The organism is Streptomyces sp. NPDC002845 (assembly GCF_053591955.1).
The window spans coordinates 46,589-62,418 of record NZ_JBSFUU010000027.1; the positions used below are offsets into that span (position 1 = coordinate 46,589).

General features: G+C 70.9%; 13 protein-coding genes. 7 read left to right on the forward strand and 6 right to left on the reverse strand.

What is annotated here, in order from left to right:
* Positions 1 to 62: 62 nt before the first annotated feature.
* Positions 63 to 1,343, forward strand: a complete 1,281-nt coding sequence (locus ACWD3C_RS20970) for a hypothetical protein (protein WP_451145970.1) — start codon at positions 63 to 65, stop codon at positions 1,341 to 1,343.
* 93 nt (positions 1,344 to 1,436) lie between these two features.
* Here the strand turns inward: ACWD3C_RS20970 and ACWD3C_RS20975 are convergent, their stop codons facing one another.
* From ACWD3C_RS20975 to ACWD3C_RS20985, 3 genes are read right to left on the reverse strand one after another with little or no spacing between them, the layout of a single operon-like run.
* A complete protein-coding gene (locus tag ACWD3C_RS20975) occupies positions 1,437 to 2,237 on the reverse strand; it encodes a sugar phosphate isomerase/epimerase family protein (RefSeq protein ID WP_451146085.1) in 801 nt (266 codons plus the stop codon).
* Positions 2,238 to 2,266: 29 nt separating this feature from the next.
* The gene (locus ACWD3C_RS20980) at positions 2,267 to 3,418 is read right to left on the reverse strand and encodes a dihydrodipicolinate synthase family protein (RefSeq protein ID WP_451145972.1); all 1,152 of its coding nucleotides are present in this window, start codon (positions 3,416 to 3,418) and stop codon (positions 2,267 to 2,269) included.
* A complete protein-coding gene (locus ACWD3C_RS20985) occupies positions 3,415 to 4,566 on the reverse strand; it encodes a Gfo/Idh/MocA family protein (RefSeq protein WP_451145974.1) in 1,152 nt (383 codons plus the stop codon). Before ACWD3C_RS20985 ends, ACWD3C_RS20980 begins: the two co-directional genes overlap by 4 nt.
* A gap of 436 nt (positions 4,567 to 5,002) precedes the next feature.
* Between ACWD3C_RS20985 and ACWD3C_RS20990 the strand changes: the two genes are divergently transcribed.
* The 3 genes from ACWD3C_RS20990 (at position 5,003) to ACWD3C_RS21000 (ending at position 8,603) form a co-directional block, all read left to right on the forward strand.
* Positions 5,003 to 6,043: a LacI family DNA-binding transcriptional regulator gene (locus ACWD3C_RS20990; RefSeq protein ID WP_451145976.1), complete on the forward strand. Its 1,041-nt coding sequence runs from the start codon at positions 5,003 to 5,005 to the stop codon at positions 6,041 to 6,043.
* Between the two features lie 799 nt (positions 6,044 to 6,842).
* The gene (locus ACWD3C_RS20995; protein WP_451145978.1) at positions 6,843 to 7,775 is read left to right on the forward strand and encodes a bifunctional helix-turn-helix transcriptional regulator/GNAT family N-acetyltransferase; all 933 of its coding nucleotides are present in this window, start codon (positions 6,843 to 6,845) and stop codon (positions 7,773 to 7,775) included.
* A gap of 27 nt (positions 7,776 to 7,802) precedes the next feature.
* Positions 7,803 to 8,603: a sugar phosphate isomerase/epimerase family protein gene (locus ACWD3C_RS21000; RefSeq protein ID WP_451145980.1), complete on the forward strand. Its 801-nt coding sequence runs from the start codon at positions 7,803 to 7,805 to the stop codon at positions 8,601 to 8,603.
* A 194-nt stretch (positions 8,604 to 8,797) separates the two neighbouring features.
* Here the strand turns inward: ACWD3C_RS21000 and ACWD3C_RS21005 are convergent, their stop codons facing one another.
* Together ACWD3C_RS21005 and ACWD3C_RS21010 are read right to left on the reverse strand one after the other, a co-directional pair.
* Positions 8,798 to 9,775, reverse strand: coding sequence for an EamA family transporter (locus tag ACWD3C_RS21005; RefSeq protein ID WP_451145982.1), 978 nt, complete (start codon positions 9,773 to 9,775; stop codon positions 8,798 to 8,800).
* A 69-nt stretch (positions 9,776 to 9,844) separates the two neighbouring features.
* On the reverse strand, positions 9,845 to 10,108 hold the full coding sequence (locus tag ACWD3C_RS21010; protein ID WP_451145984.1) for a hypothetical protein: 264 nt from the start codon (positions 10,106 to 10,108) through the stop codon (positions 9,845 to 9,847).
* 68 nt (positions 10,109 to 10,176) lie between these two features.
* On the opposite strand from ACWD3C_RS21010, the gene ACWD3C_RS21015 reads away from it, so the two are divergent.
* The 3 genes from ACWD3C_RS21015 (at position 10,177) to ACWD3C_RS21025 (ending at position 14,135) form a co-directional block, all read left to right on the forward strand.
* The gene (locus ACWD3C_RS21015; RefSeq protein WP_451145986.1) at positions 10,177 to 11,094 is read left to right on the forward strand and encodes a LysR family transcriptional regulator; all 918 of its coding nucleotides are present in this window, start codon (positions 10,177 to 10,179) and stop codon (positions 11,092 to 11,094) included.
* A 377-nt stretch (positions 11,095 to 11,471) separates the two neighbouring features.
* On the forward strand, positions 11,472 to 13,379 hold the full coding sequence (locus tag ACWD3C_RS21020; RefSeq protein WP_451145988.1) for a glycoside hydrolase family 3 protein: 1,908 nt from the start codon (positions 11,472 to 11,474) through the stop codon (positions 13,377 to 13,379).
* A 129-nt stretch (positions 13,380 to 13,508) separates the two neighbouring features.
* Positions 13,509 to 14,135 carry a hypothetical protein gene (locus ACWD3C_RS21025; RefSeq protein WP_451145990.1) on the forward strand — a complete coding sequence of 209 codons (627 nt, stop codon included), beginning with the start codon at positions 13,509 to 13,511 and terminating at the stop codon, positions 14,133 to 14,135.
* Positions 14,136 to 14,205: 70 nt separating this feature from the next.
* Here the strand turns inward: ACWD3C_RS21025 and ACWD3C_RS21030 are convergent, their stop codons facing one another.
* Positions 14,206 to 15,663 (reverse strand): S28 family serine protease, encoded by a 1,458-nt coding sequence (locus ACWD3C_RS21030; RefSeq protein ID WP_451145992.1) that lies wholly within the window; start codon positions 15,661 to 15,663, stop codon positions 14,206 to 14,208.
* Positions 15,664 to 15,830: the final 167 nt, after the last annotated feature.

Below are 15,830 nucleotides of genomic sequence, written 5' to 3' on the forward strand. Positions count from 1 at the left end.
AGGTTCCGCCGAGTCTGTGTGGCGAAACAACCCTTCATCTCATCACCAGGGGGAAAGACATCATGCGTATCCGCCTGCGGCGCATGGTCACCTCGATCGCCGCCGCGCTCACAGTGACCCTGCTCGCGCTCACTTCCGCCGTCGTCACCGAGGTGGCCGGTCCCGGCACCGCCCAGGCCGCATCGTCGGTCGGCGGTTCGATCAGCCGCAACGAGATCCTGACCCGCGCCCAGTGGTGGATGAACAACTACGGCGTGATCTACAGCCAGGACCAGAGCGACGCCAAGGTGTCCGTCACCGGCGAGAAGTACCGCCCGGACTGCTCCGGCTTCGTCTCCATGGCCTGGCGCCTGCCCAAGTCGGGCGGCTGGGACCGCAACACCCGCAACCTCGACGGCTTCGGCGACACCACCAGAGTCTCCCTGAACAACCTCCAGCCCGGCGACGCCATCCTCGGCAGCGGCCATGTCGCGCTCTTCGACAAGTGGGCCGACTCCGGCAAGACCCGCATGTGGGTCTACGAGGAGTACGACTACGGCAAGGCAGGGCGCCACACCACCCACACCAAGTCGCACTACGAGAACTCCGGTTACCACGGCGTGCGCTACAACAAGGTGGTCGGCTCCACCGGCTCCGCCAACATCTACGGCACGCTGAGCGACGGCCGGCTCACCTTCACCCAGGTGGACACCCGGACCGGCAAGCGGACGCACGGAGCCGTGGCGTCCTCCGCGAAGCTGGGCTTCACACCGAAGGCCATGGCGACGCTGAACTTCAACACGATCCTGGTGACCTCGACCACGGGCCGTCTGTACCGCGTCGACGTCATCACGAACAACAACTCCCTCGCCTTCGAAACCCCGGTCTACCTGGGCAAGGGCTGGACGCATGACCTGCTCGCCTACGACGGGAGCGGTCACCTGTACGGCATCGCCGACGGCACCCTGCTCCGCTACACCATCGGCGCGTCGAAGCCCTCCGCCTCGCACATCACCAACTACACCACCATCGGCACCGGCTTCACACTGAAGACCCTGACCTCCACCGGGCCCGACTGGCTGCTGGCCACCACGAGCAGCGGAAAGCTGCTCTCGTACCGCATCTCCGGTGCCGGCAACTGGGAGCGCTACGAACTGCGGTCGTCCACCTGGCAGGGCATGGACAGCCTGGTCGCCCCCGGCGGCGGCGCGTTCTTCGGCCTCGGGTCGGACAACGGACTCAACCGCTACCTCGACACTCTCCCGTACAACGGCAGCGGTTCCGACCTGAGCGGCCTCGGGAAGGTGGACACGAGCGGATGGAGCCAGACCCTGCTGTCCGCCCAGCCGCGCACGGCCGCCTGACACTCCGCCCACGAGGCGCTTCCCGCCGGATCGGCCGCGGCCGCCGGGTGTCTCCCGACACCCGGCGGCCGTCGAGCCTTGCACGCATGACGTTCACGGCAGCACATGCTGGACGAAGCGTTCAGCCGTCTCCGCCAGGACCTCGCGCCCGTCCCGGGCCCACAACGCGTCGTTGAACAGCTCGACTTCGATGGGACCGGTGTAACCGGCGGCCTCCACGTACGCCTTCCACTCCCGCATGTCGATCGAGCCGTCGCCGATCTGGCCGCGGCCGGTGAGGACGCCCTCGGGCAGCGGGGTGGTCCAGTCGGCGAGCTGGAAGGTGTGGATACGGCCGCCCGCGCCCGCGCGGGCGATCTGCGCCGGAGCCGTGTCGTCCCACCAGATGTGGTACGTGTCGACCGTGACGCCCACCTGGTCCGCGGGGAAGCGTTCCGCCAGGTCCAGGGCCTGGGCCAGGGTCGACACCACGCAGCGGTCGGAGGCGAACATCGGGTGGAGGGGCTCGATGGCCAGGCGGACGCCGTGGGAGGCCGCGTACGGGCCCAGCTCGGCGAGCGCGTCGGCGATCCGCTCCCGCGCGCCGTGCAGGTCCTTCGAGCCGGGCGGAAGGCCGCCCGAGACCAGGACGAGGGTGTCCGTGCCCAGGGTGGCCGCCTCGTCGACGGCGCGGCGGTTGTCGTCCAGGGCCTTCGCCCGCTCCTCCGGGTCGATCGCCGTGAAGAAGCCGCCCCGGCAGAGGGTCGTGACGGACAGGCCCGCGTCACGGACCAGTTTGGCGCTCGCCTCCACGCCGTACGACTGGACCGGCTCGCGCCAGAGGCCCACGCCGGGGACCCCCAACTCGACGCATGCCTCGACCAGTTCGGGCATCGACAGCTGCTTCACCGTCATCTGGTTGATGCTGAAACGCGCGAGAGCACTCACTGAGCCACCCCATACATCGCCAGCAGGTTCTTCATGCGGCCCTTGGCCAGCGCCGGGTCCGGGAACAGGCCCAGGCCGTCGGCGAGTTCGTACGCCTTCGCGAAGTGCGGGAGCGAGCGCGCCGACTGGAGGCCGCCGACCATCGTGAAGTGCGACTGGTGGCCCGCGAGCCAGGCCAGGAAGACGACTCCCGTCTTGTAGAAGCGCGTCGGGGCCTGGAACAGGTGGCGGGACAACTCCACCGTGGGGTCGAGGAGTTCGCGGAAGCCCTTCACGTCACCCGTGTCGAGGACCCGTACCGCCTCGGCCGCCAGCGGGCCCAGCGGGTCGAAGATGCCGAGCAGGGCGTGGCTGAAGCCCTGTTCGTCGCCCGCGATCAGCTCGGGGTAGTTGAAGTCGTCGCCGGTGTAGCAGCGGACGCCGTCGGGGAGGCGGCGGCGCAGGTCGATCTCGCGCTGGGCGTCCAGGAGGGAGACCTTGATGCCGTCGACCTTGTCGGGGTGTGCGGCGATGACCTCCAGGAAGGTGTCCGTGGCCGCGTCGAGGTCGCTCGACCCCCAGTAGCCCTCCAGCGCCGGGTCGAACATCGGGCCGAGCCAGTGCAGGATCACCGGGTCGGCGGACTGGCGGAGGAGGTGGCCGTAGACCTCCACGTAGTCCTCGGGGCCCTTGGCGGCCGCCGCGAGGGCGCGGGAGGCCATGAGGATCGCCTGGGCGCCGGTCTCCTCGACGAGGGCGAGCTGCTCCTCGTACGCGGCCCGGACCTCCTCCAGGGTCCCCGAGGTGATCTGGTCGGTGCCGACCCCGCACGCGATACGGCCGCCGGCCGCCTTCGCTTCGGCGGCGCTGCGGCGGATGAGCTCGGCCGCGCCCGCCCAGTCCAGGCCCATGCCCCGCTGGGCGGTGTCCATCGCCTCGGCCACGCCCAGGCCGTGCGACCACAGGTGGCGGCGGAAGGCGAGGGTCGCGTCCCAGTCGACGGCGGCCGGTGAGTCCGGGGAGACGTCCGCGAACGGGTCCGCGACCACGTGGGCGGCGGAGAAGACCGTACGGGAGGTGAAGGGGGCGCCCGTGGACAGGGCGAGGGGTTCGGTGCGCGGGGTGTACGACCTCAGCGTCCCGCGCTCGTCCGGAAGTTGGATCGTCACAGCGAGATCTCCGGTACGTCGAGACGGCGGCCCTCGGCCGAGGACTTCAGACCCAGTTCGGCGAGCTGGACACCGCGGGCGCCGGCCAGGAGGTCCCACTGGTAGGGGGTGCCGGCGTAGACGTGCTTGAGGAAGAGCTCCCACTGGGCCTTGAAGCCGTTGTCGAACTCGTCGTTGTCGGGAACCTCCTGCCACTGGTCGCGGAAGGAGTAGGTGGCCGGGATGTCGGGGTTCCACACCGGCTTGGGGGTCGCGGACCGGTGCTGGACGCGGCAGTTTCTCAGGCCTGCCACCGCCGAACCCTCCGTGCCGTCGACCTGGAACTCGACCAGCTCGTCGCGGTTGACGCGGACGGCCCAGGAGGAGTTGATCTGGGCGATGGCGCCGCCGGCCAGCTCGAAGATGCCGTAGGCGGCGTCGTCGGCGGTGGCGTCGTACGGCTTGTCCTGCTCGTCCCAGCGCTGCGGGATGTGGGTGGCGGTGATGGCCTGGACGGACTGCACGCGGCCGAAGAGCTCGTGGAGGACGTACTCCCAGTGCGGGAACATGTCGACGACGATGCCGCCGCCGTCCTCGGCGCGGTAGTTCCAGGAGGGGCGCTGGGCGGGCTGCCAGTCGCCCTCGAAGACCCAGTAGCCGAACTCGCCGCGGATGGACAGGATGCGGCCGAAGAAGCCGCCGTCGATGAGGCGCTTGAGCTTCAGCAGGCCGGGGAGGAAGAGCTTGTCCTGGACGACGCCGTGCTTGATGCCGGCCGCGTTGGCCAGGCGGGCGAGTTCGAGAGCGCCCTGAAGGCCCGTGGCCGTCGGCTTCTCCGTGTAGATGTGCTTGCCGGCCGCGATCGCCTTCTTGATCGCTTCCTCGCGGGCCGAGGTGACCTGTGCGTCGAAGTAGATGTCGACCGTCGGGTCGGAGAGGACCTCGTCCACGTTCGTCGCCCAGTGCTCCAGGCCGTGCTGCTCGGCGAGCGCCTTGAGGGCGTACTCGCGGCGGCCGACCAGGATCGGCTCGGGCCACAGCACGGTGCCGTCGCCCAGGTCGAGGCCGCCCTGCTCGCGGAGGGCCAGGATGGAACGGACGAGGTGCTGGCGATAGCCCATCCGTCCCGTCACGCCGTTCATGGCGATACGCACCGTCTTGCGTGTCACGTCATTCCCTTTCGTACGCGTCCGGCGCCGCGTACGCCCTGGAAGAGGTGAGCGTTACAGCAAGCGCTTTCTATGCCAGGAGACGCTAGCCTCTGTGCGGCGGCTCGGACAAGACCACGCGGGTGAGAGTTGCGCGGTTTCGTGTACGACTTCCCGTACGGCTGCGCCCCGCCCACCTGGACGGCACGCCCGTACGGCAACCGGCGCGGCCGTACGGGCGTCTGGAGGACGGAAGGCCCAGTACGGGACGGAACAGGTGCGAACGGTACAGCCGGTGCAGGCAGTACAGCCGGTGCAGGCAGTACAGCCGGTATCAGCCGGTACAGGACGCCCCGGTGCGGCCCGGTTCGGGACGACCGGCTACAACTGGCGGGTTGGGGACAGGCCGCGACAACTGGCGGCAGGACGAGACGCGTGACCGGAGGACGAGGAAACGATGACTGTGACCCTGGCGGACGTGGCGGCACGCGCGCAGGTGTCGCCCGCGACCGTCTCCCGGGTGCTGAACGGGAACTATCCGGTGGCCGCGTCCACGCGCGAGCGGGTACTGCGGGCCGTGGACGAGCTGGACTACGTGCTCAACGGCCCCGCGAGCGCGCTGGCGGCCGCCACCTCCGACCTGGTCGGCATCCTGGTGAACGACATCGCGGACCCCTTCTTCGGGATCATGGCGAGCGCGATCCAGGCGGAGATCGGGGGTCCGGGCGGGCGCGCGGGCGGGGAGCGCATGGCGGTGGTGTGCAACACCGGCGGCTCCCCGGAGCGTGAGCTGACCTACCTCACGCTTCTTCAGCGTCAACGCGCCGCCGCGGTCGTTCTCACGGGCGGTGCGATCGAGGACGCGACGCATGTGGCCGCGGTCAGCACGAAGCTGCGCAAGCTGGCGGACGCGGGGACCCGGGTCGTCCTGTGCGGCCGCCCGCCCGTGCCCGAGGCGATCGCGCTCACCTTCGACAACCGCGGCGGCGGCCAGCAGCTCACCGAGCACCTCATCGGCCTCGGCCACCGCCGCCTCGGCTACATCGCGGGCCCCGAGGAGCGCACCACCACCCGCCACCGTCTGGAGGGCCACCGCGCCGCCCTCGCCGCCCACGGCATCGAGGACGGCCCGCGCCGCACGGTCCACGGCCGCTACGACCGCCGCTCCGGCTACGAGGCCACCCTCGAACTCCTGCGCCGCGACCCGTCGTTGACAGCCGTCGTCGCCGCCAACGACACGGTCGCACTGGGCGCGTGCGCCGCGCTCCGCGATTCGGGGCTCCGCATCCCGGACGACGTCTCCGTCGCCGGGTTCGACGACCTGCCGTTCAGCATCGACGCGGTGCCCGCCCTGACGACGGTGAGACTGCCGCTGTCCGAGGCGGGGGCGCGGGCCGGGCGGATCGCGATGGGGCGGGAGGAGCCGCCGCCCGGGGGGATCGCGACGGTTCAGGGGGAGTTGATGGTGCGGGGGTCCACGGGGGCGCCTCGGGAGTAGGGCTCGCGCTCGCCCGGCGGGTCTCTCCGGCTTCGGGCCGCGGTGCCCCGCGGCCGCCCGGGGCATGGTCCGCCGGACGGGCCCTCACGGGTTTCCGGCGGGTCTTGAAGCCGCCTTCCGGCCGGGTGACTGGGCGACTGGGACGTGTGCGCCCGACGAGGCGATCGGTACCTGACTAGGCACCCAGCGAGACACCTCACAGGTGCCTCACGGGGTGCCTCGCTGGGCGCCTCCCGCCATGCCGATCGGGCGCCGGAGGGCCGGCCAAGAGGCATCAGCTGCCCGTCTGGGGGCAGCTCCGCGCCGCACGCAGCTCGGCGCCGCTCTACGGACGAGCCCGTTGACATCCTCGCCTGCGTGAACGCAGGCGATTCCGGTCAGCACCGCTACGCGGTGCTCCCTTGGGTTCCTGCTTCATCGACCCCTGCCACCCGAGGGTGGTCTGACAAGGTCTCCACAGGCTTGACATCCCGCCAGTCCGGCGGTAGGTCCGCCAACTACGTTGTCGGACAAGGCGACTTCAGCAGTGCCGCTGCGGCCCTCCGGGCCGCTGGGCTCAGGATGCCCTACACCTCCACCCTGAAGGGTGGAGCCCTGAGCAAGTGTTCGGTAGCCGGAGTCCGCCGGCCGGGACGGCCTCCACTCCGCCGTCGCCGCTCCCCCGGTCTCCCGCTCCCCCGGTCTCCCGGTCTCCCGGTCTCCCGGCCATGGACGCCGCGCCCGGGCTCGTCGTACGCTCGGAAGCGTTACCTCTGACTGAGTCAACTATCCGGCACGAACGGACGAAGGTCGATCGATCATGACCGTGCAGGACATCCGCTCGTTCAACCGCTTCTATACGAACGTCATCGGCGCCCTCGACTACGGCCGCCACCTCTACGCCCCGTACACGCTCACCGAGACCCGCGTGCTGTGGGAGCTGGCGCACTTGCCGCAAGCCGAGGCGGCGGAGCTGAGGGCCGAGCTGTCACTGGACTCCGGCTACCTGAGCCGGATTCTGGCGAAGTTCGAGGAGGACGGGCTGGTGGAGCGGTCGCGCTCGGAGCGGGACCCGCGGCGCCGGTGCGTCACGCTCACCGCGCGTGGGCGGGAGAAGGCCGAGTTGCTCGACGAGCGGTCCACCGAGGCCATCGGGTCGCTGCTGTCCACCGTGCCCGCCGGCGAGCGGCCGCGGCTCGCCGAGGCGATGCGGACGATCCGGACCATCCTGGCCGACGGGCACGGACCGGCCGCCGAGGATGTACGGCTGCGCGAGCCCGGCCCCGGCGACCTGGGGTGGATCGTGCAGCGCAACGCGGCCGTCTACGCGGCGGAGTACGGGTGGAACGCGGACTACGAGGGGCTGGTCGCGAGGATCGTCGCGGACTTCGCCGAGGACCACGATCCGCATCTGGAGCGGGTGTGGATCGCGGAGCTGGACGGGCGGGCCGTGGGATGCGTGATGTGTGTGCGGGACGAGGCGCCCGGGGCGGCGCGGCTGCGGCTGCTGCTCGTCGAGCCGGACGCGCGCGGCCTGGGCGTCGGTGACCGGCTCACCCGGGCGTGCGTCGACTTCGCGCGCGAGGTCGGCTACCGCGAGCTGGTGCTGTGGACCAACGACGTCCTCGCCCCCGCCCGCCGCATCTACGAGCGGCACGGGTTCGTCCTCGTCGCCGAAAAGCCGCACCGTTCGTTCGGGGTGGATCTGATGGGGCAGGACTGGCGGCTGGATCTGCACGGGACCGAGGAGTGACGGGCAGGGTCCGCTAGGGTCCGCGGTATGAAGCTCGCCTTCTCCACGCTCGGTGTCCCCGGTCTCCCCCTCCCCGACGTCGTACGGCTGGCCGCCGACCATGGCTATCACGGCGTCGAGCTGCGCGCGCATCCCGAGGAACCGGTGCACCCCGGCCTCGGCATCACCGGACGGGCCGACGCGGCCGCCGAGTTCAAGGCGGCGGGCGTGGAGATCCTCGGGCTTGCGGGGTACGCGCGGGTCGCGGCACCCGGTGACGACGCTCCCGTGCTCGCCGAGATCCGTGAACTCCTCGACCTGGCACGGGACGTGGGCGCCCCGTACGTCCGTGTCTTCCCGGGCGGCGGTGACGAGCAGAGCCCCGAGGAGGCGGACGCGACGGCCGCCCGGCGGCTGGGCACGGCGGCCGAGTACGCGGGCGACGTCGGCGTACGCATCCTGCTGGAGACCCACGACTCGCACCGCACCGGCGCCGACGCGATGCGGGTGCTCGGGCTGGTCGGGCACCGTCAGGTGGGGGCGCTGTGGGACGTCATGCACACCTGGCTCGGCGGCGAGCAGCCCGCGCAGACGTACGCGGCGCTGTCCCCGTACCTCGGATACGTACAGGTCAAGGACATCGCCTCCGCCGACGACACGACTCCGCTGCCGCTGGGGGCCGGGGTGCTGCCGCTCACCGAGTGCGTGGAGCTGCTGTCGCGGCAGGGGTGGGACGGCTGGCTGTGCTGGGAGTACGAGAAGCGGTGGTACGAGGCGGCGGCCCCGCTGCCGGGGTTGCTGGCGGCCGGGCGTGACCATCTGGGGCGGTTGCTGAACGACTCGGCGTGACGGCCACCCCCCTTGGCCGCACACCGTGCGTCACGCCCTTGCGCCACAGCGCAAAGGGTTTCCCGTCCGGCGGTGATCAGGCAGAGTCGGGTGTGGGGGGAACAGCGCCAAGCGCGTTGACGAGGCGTGGCGACTCCGGCTGGGGGGCCGGGGGCGCCACGCCTCGCCCCATTTCGCGGGGTGTCCCAGCCGCCTCAGGTACGCCATGACGCGGCCGTCGGGGCCGACCGGTGGGACTCCGGACCCGCAGGCCCGCCCGAGGCCGTTGGCGACGTCGAGCCCGAGCCCTTCGGCCCGGTCGGCACAGGTGGCACAACCCGGCCCGGCGCCAAGGACGTCAGCGCCACCCCGCCCACCAGCAGTGCCGCGGCGGCCCAGCGCAGGCCGCTGATCGGTTCGCCGAGGAACAGGGCGGCCGAGGACATGCCGAAGACCGGGACGAGGAGGGAGAAGGGGGCGACCGTCGACGCGGGGTGGTGGCGGAGGAGCCAACCCCATACCCCGAAGCCGAAGACGGTTGTGATCCAGGCGACGTAGAGGATCACGCCCGCTCCTTGCCAGTCCAGCGCCCGCAGGGCGGCCAGGTCGGTGGCCGGGCCCTCCAGGAGGAGGGACAGGGCGAGCAGGGGCAGCACCGGCACCGTGCTGACCCAGACCATGAAGTTGAGGGCGTCGGGCGGGGACGCCTTGCGGGTGAGGACGTTGGACAGGCCCCAGCAGGCCGCCGCCGCGACGACGAGGGCGAAGGCGGCCAACGGGCCGCCCCTGCCCTCGTCGACGGCCGCGAGGGCCACCCCGGACAGCGCCACGGCCATGCCCGACAGCCGTACGCCGGTAGGCCGTTCACCCAGCACCGCGAAGGCGATCAACGCCGTGAAGACCGCCTGGATCTGGAGGACGAGCGACGACAGCCCGGCGGGCATCCCCGCGTCCATCCCGACGAAGAGCAGCCCGAACTTGGCCGCGCCCAGCACCAACCCGACCCCCACGATCCACTTCCACGCGACCTTCGGGCGTCCCACGAAGAACACCGCTGGCAGCGCCGCCGCCAGGAAGCGGAGGGCCGAGAAGAGCAGGGGCGGGAAGTGGTCGAGGCCGATCTCGATGACGGTGAAGTTCACGCCCCAGACGGCGGCGACGAGGACGGCGAGGGTGAGGTGTGCGGGTCGCATGCGTCGAGCATCCGCCACCTGATCATGCAGCACCAGCGCGGATTACTGGAGGGATGGATGAAGCAATGCTTACGAATGCCGCCGCAGGCGCAGCCTCAGCCGCCACGGGTCACCCGGCGACGGCATCGGCGTCTGCCGGTCCGCCTCGACCTGGATCTCGTAGTACGAGTCGGCCGCCGTCCCGTGGAACGCCTCGTCGTACGCGGCCATGGCCCCCCGGAGCCCCCCACCGGCCACACCACGGCGCCGGCTCACCACCGCCAGCCAGGTGCACAGCCCCAGAACCAGGGCGAGTCCGCCGACCATGATCAGAAACGGTAAGAAGGCATCCACGCCGCGAGCTTACGCTCTACGCCGGAAGCCCAGCCGTCACCAGCTCACCCCTGCACAAGGAGGACCCCGTGCTCGATCTCCAGCGCCTGCGTGCCCTGCACGCGGTCTCCGTCCACGGCACGATCGGCGCCGCGGCGACCGCCCTCGGCTACACCTCCTCCGCCGTGTCCCAGCAGATCGCGAAGCTGGAGCGGGAGACCAGGACCGTGCTGCTGGAGCGCCATGGGCGCGGGGTCCGGCTCACCGAGCAGGCGCACCGTCTCGCCGCCACCGCCCAGGAGTTGCTGGCCATCGTCGAGCGCGCGGAGACCGAGCTGGAGGAGCAACGCGGGCTGCCCGCCGGGCAGCTGTCGGTCGCGGCGTTCGCCTCGGCGGCCCGGGGCCTGATGCCGGGCGTCCTCGCCGACCTGGCCCGGCGCCACCCGGCCCTCGACACCCGCCTCACCGAGATCGACCCTCATCTGTCCGTCGATCTGGTCGCCAAGGGCGCGGTCGACATGGCCGTCGCCCACGACTGGGACATCGCGCCGCTGCCCGCGCCCGAGGGAGTCGAACAGGCGGTCATCGGCGACGACTTGTGCGACCTCCTCGTCCCCGCGGACCACCCCTTCGCCGGGCGCGCCTCGGTCCGCCGTACGGACCTCAAGGGCGAGCGCTGGATCTGCCAGCCCCCGGGCCGTGTCTGCCACGACTGGCTGATGCGCACGCTCCGCGCGGCCGGCTGCGAGCCCGACATCGTCCACCAGGCCGACGAGAACCCCACCCTCGTCGCCCTCGTCGCCGCCGGCCTCGGCATCGCCCTCATCCCCCGCCTCGGCCGCGGTCCCCTCCCCGAAGGTGTCGTCGAAGTCGCCCTCGACCCCATGCCCGTACGCCGTCTGTACGCCCTGTGGCGCACGGGCGCGTCACGCCGTCCGGCGATCGCGGAGACGGTGCGCACCTTGCAGGAACACTGGCCCGAAGTGGCGGCTCACCGGCCCCAGTAGCCACACGCCTCACCCCCGTACCGACTTCCGGGATTCGGCCGGTTCCCGGGAACCGGCCACCATCTCGCCCCGTCCAACCAGCATGCTGCCGGATGAGTCTCCGCAGTGCGGTGTCGGCTTCGCTGCTGGCTGCGATCGCTGACCCCCCTCTCCGCCGCCTGCGGCCGGCAGCACGCCGTCACCGGCGCGCCCCCTCCGACTGCGCCGGTGACGGCCCCTCTTCACGTCTCCTCTTCTCCTCTTCACGCCTCCTCTTCACGCCCCCTCCCCACAGCGACATTTCACGGTGGCAGCGGTGGTACGTTCCCTTGACCGGAAGAAACTTCCCGGATATTCGTGGCTCCTCGGAAGTTTCCTTCACAAGGGAAGGAGCGCACATGCGCGACTCCGGCACGGGAAGCACGGGAGACGCGGGAGACACGGGAGGCACGGGAAGCCGACCAACCCCCTCCAGACGTACCGTCCTCGCCGCCACCGCCGGCATCACCACCGGCCTCGCCCTCCAGCACGCGGTACCGGCCGACGCGTCCGATACCGATGCCGATGCCGAGGTCGACGACAAGAAGCTCCGCGCCCTCATCTCCCGTATGACGCTGGAGGAGAAGGTCGGACAGCTCTTCGTGATGCGGGTGTACGGGCATTCCGCCACCGCGCCCGACCAGGCCGACATCGATGCCAACCTCAAGGAGATCGGGGTACGGACGGCCGCCGAGCTGGTCGCCAAGTACCGCGTCGGCGGGATCATCTACTTCGCCTGGGCGCACAACACCCGTGATCCGCATCAGATCGCGGGACTGTCGAACGGGATCCAGAAGGCCTCTCTCGGCCTGCCCCGAGGGCTCCCCGTCCTCATCTCCACCGACCAGGAGCACGGGATAGTCGCGCGCGTGGGCAAGCCCGCCACCCTCCTTCCGGGCGCCATGGCCCTCGGCGCGGGCGCCTCGCGGGGCGACGCACGCACGGCCGGGCGGATCGGCGGGGCCGAGTTGCGCGCGATGGGCGTCCGGCAGGACTACGCGCCCGTCGCCGACGTGAACGTGAACCCGGCCAACCCGGTCATCGGCGTACGGTCCTTCGGTGCCGATCCCGAGGCCGTGGCCGGGCTCGTCGCCGCGCAGGTGAAGGGGTATCAGGGCGCCGGGGTGGCGGCGACCGCCAAGCACTTCCCCGGACACGGGGACACGGAGACCGACAGCCACTACGGCTTCCCCGTCATCGAACACACCCGCGAGCAGTGGGCCAGCCTCGACGCGCCGCCGTTCGAGGCCGCCATCCGCGCCGGGATCGACTCGATCATGACCGCGCACATCATGGTCCCGGCCCTCGACCCGTCCGAGGACCCGGCCACGCTCTCCCGCCCGATCCTCACCGGCATCCTGCGCGAGGAACTCGGCTACGACGGGGTCGTAGTGACGGACTCGCTCGGCATGGAGGGCGTACGGACCAAGTACGGCGACGACCGCGTGCCGGTGCTCGCCCTCAGGGCCGGGGTCGACCAGCTCCTCAACCCGCCCTCCCTGGACATCGCCTGGAACGCCGTCCTCGACGCCGTACACGGAGGCGAGCTGACCGAGGCCCGCCTCGACGAGTCCGTCCTGCGCGTTCTGCGGCTGAAGGCGAAGCTGGGGCTGTTCGGGAAGCCGTACGTCACCGACGCGGGCGTGGACCGGACGGTCGGCATCCGCGCGCATCTCGACGCGGCCGACCGGATCGCCGAGCGGACGACCACGCTGCTCGTCAACAGAAAGGCCGACGAGGGGGCCGGCGGCGACGCCCTGCTGCCGCTCTCGCCCCGCACCCACCCGGACCTGCTCGTCGTCGGCGCCGACCCCGCCTCCCCGTCGGGCACCACCGGCCCGCCCACCACCGTCCTGGCCGCCGCCCTCACCGAACTCGGCTTCACGGCAACGGCGTTGTCCACCGGCACCGCACCCTCGCAGGCGACCGTCGACCGGGCGGTCGCGACGGCGCGGGGCAAGGACGCGGTGGTCGTGGGGACGTACAACGTGACGGCGGGCAGTGCGCAGCAGAGGCTCGTCGCGGCGCTCGTGGCCACCGGGGTGCCCGTCGTGGCGGTCGCCGTCCGCAATCCGTACGACGTGGCCCACCTCCCGGGCGTGGGCGCCTGCCTGGCCTCGTACTCCTGGACCGATGTCGAACTGCGGGCGGCGGCCTGGGTGTTGGCGGGACGCGTGGCGCCGCGGGGGAAGCTGCCCGTGCCGGTGCAGCGGGCGGACGACCCGGCGCAGGTGCTGTATCCGATCGGCTACGGGCTGTCGTACTAGGGCATACGTCACCCAATCCAGCGCCCCCACTCCCAAGTGGCCCAAAGCCCCCGGCACGTGTGGCGTGGCCCTCCCTCGGCGGGTCACGCTGGACGGCGGGTACCGGGGGTATATCGGGGGGATTGGTGCATGCGCGGGGTTTGGGGAGCGCGGTCGGCCGTTGCCGTGTTCGCCGTCGCGGTGCTCTCGGGCTGTCAGGCGCTGTCCGGGGCCGATGACGTCGCACAGAACTCTTCCTCGTCCAGTACGGCGACACGGTCGCCCTCGGGGTACGGGGCGCTGTTCCTCGCGGTCGACGAGTGCAGTTCCTTCGGCACGACCAGCTTCACGGAGGTGCCCTGCGGCAGCGAGCGTGCCGCCGCGCGGGTGATCGCCCGCCACGGCGGCAGGGCCTCCGACGGCCCGCCGTGCCCGGCGACCACCGACTTCGTCCTCCACATCAGCGAGTCCGAGCCGGACTTCGACGAGGACGGCGACGGTTCCGTCCCCCGGGGCTTCGCCTGCATGCGCAACCTCGAACCCCCGCACCCTGGCGACCCCGGCGGCGGAGGAGGCCCGCGCACCATCGCCGGCGACTGCGTGTACGGCGCGGGCGAGGGCGAGGTCCGCGAGACGTCCTGCGACGGCAAGAGGGAGAACCCGCCCGAGTACCAGGTGACGTCGGCGGTCGGCAAGAGGTCCGAGTGCCCGTCGACGACCGAGCTGTACGTACAGCTCGGCGGCAGCAGGCCGGTGGGCTGCGCCCGGCCGGTGTGAAGGTGTGGAGGTGTGGAGGTGTGAAGGGCCGGGCGCAGCATTACGGAAATTGACTGGCCGTTATCAAGTACTACGGCCGCAGCGTCGGCTCCCGCTCGATGTCGTGCTTGTCGAGCCTGGCGTCGTACCCGGCCAGCGGCTTGGCGACCGAGGCGTCCTCCTGGACCGCCGGGGAGGCCACGCCCGCCCACTTGAGGATGCGGGCCGTGGCGAGGTCCTTCTCGGACTCGACCAGGCCGGCGACACGGGCGCCGTGGTTGGCACCGGGGGCCGTGAAGACGTACGAGTCACGGGCGCGCTTGCCGAGGTGGAAGGGTTCGGCGCCCCAGGGGTCGTTCTCGCCGTAGACGAAGAGCATCCGGCGGGCGTTGTTGCGGACCCAGGTGTCGATGTCGAGCATGGCCCACGGCTGGAACCTCATCGGGATCTCACGCGGGACGAAGTTCCGCGGCGGCAGGTAGCCGTGGCGGATGTACTTCTTCTCGATGTGCGGGAACACGATCGTCGGCGCGCCCAGCTGTGTACCCGCCTGGTAGAAGTACGGCTGGTACGGCTCCAGGCCCTGGTCCGTGTAGAAGGAGAAGCCGGAGATCGTGTCGATGGACGTCCAGATCTCGTCGTCCGTCGCGTTCGCCGCGTCCGCGGGGATCGTGTCGCTGTCGCAGTCCTCCAGCAGGCTGTACTGCCAGAAGCCCCACACGTAGTCGAGGACGGTCGCCTCGTACGCCTTGTCCAGGCTGCCGATGGTGGTGAAGGTGAAGCCCTCGGCGGCCGCGTACTCGGCGTACCGTTTCTCCAGCGGCTTCCGGCGCACCAGGGCCTCGCGCTGGACGGCGTTCAGCCGGTCGCGGCACTTCTTGGTGCCGACGGTGGCGAAGAACTCGTCGTAGGCCGAGTCCTCCTTGTTGATCACGTCGTTGGGGGCGACGTAGGCGACGACGCCGTCCATGTCGCGCGGGTAGAAGCGCTCGTAGTACGTGGCGGTCATGCCGCCCTTCGAACCGCCCGTGGAGATCCACTTCTTGCCGTAGACCGGCTTGAGGGCCTTGAAGATGCGGTGCTGGTCGCTCGCCGCCTGCCAGATGTCGAGCTTGGACCAGTCGGCCGGGTCGGGGCGGGACGGCGTGAAGAAGCGGTACTCCATGGAGACCTGGTTGCCGTCCACGATCTGGGTGGGCTCGGCGCGTCTCGGGGTCGTGGAGACGAAGTAGCCGCCGGTGTAGAAGACCGTCGGGCGGCTGGTGTCCTTGTGCAGCACGGTGATCCGCTGCTGGAACGTGCCCTTGGCCGGGTGCCGGTGGTCGATCGGCTGGGTGTAGTTCAGGACGAAGAAGCGGTAACCGGTGTACGGCTTCTCCTCGATCAGGCTCATGCCCGGTATCGCGAGGAGCCGGTCCTTGATGTCTTGCGTGGCCGTACCTGCGGTGCCTGATATGGCTTCCGGCTGGGCGGCGGTGGCCGCTCCCGCCGTACTCAGGGTGCCTATGAGCACCACGAGCGCCAGCAGCCATCTGAGCGCCTTGCGCATACGTTTCTCCCCTGTGAAACAGATGTGCGCCGGAACCTAGTCGAGCGACCGTCGGGGCACCAGGGGAGGAACAGCCCAACTGGCCATGTATCAGGCGGCGTTCAGCAGAACTCGGGAGAGATAGGGAAAACCCTGCGCGGAGTTGCTGTGCGGCCTTCGGCGCTCAT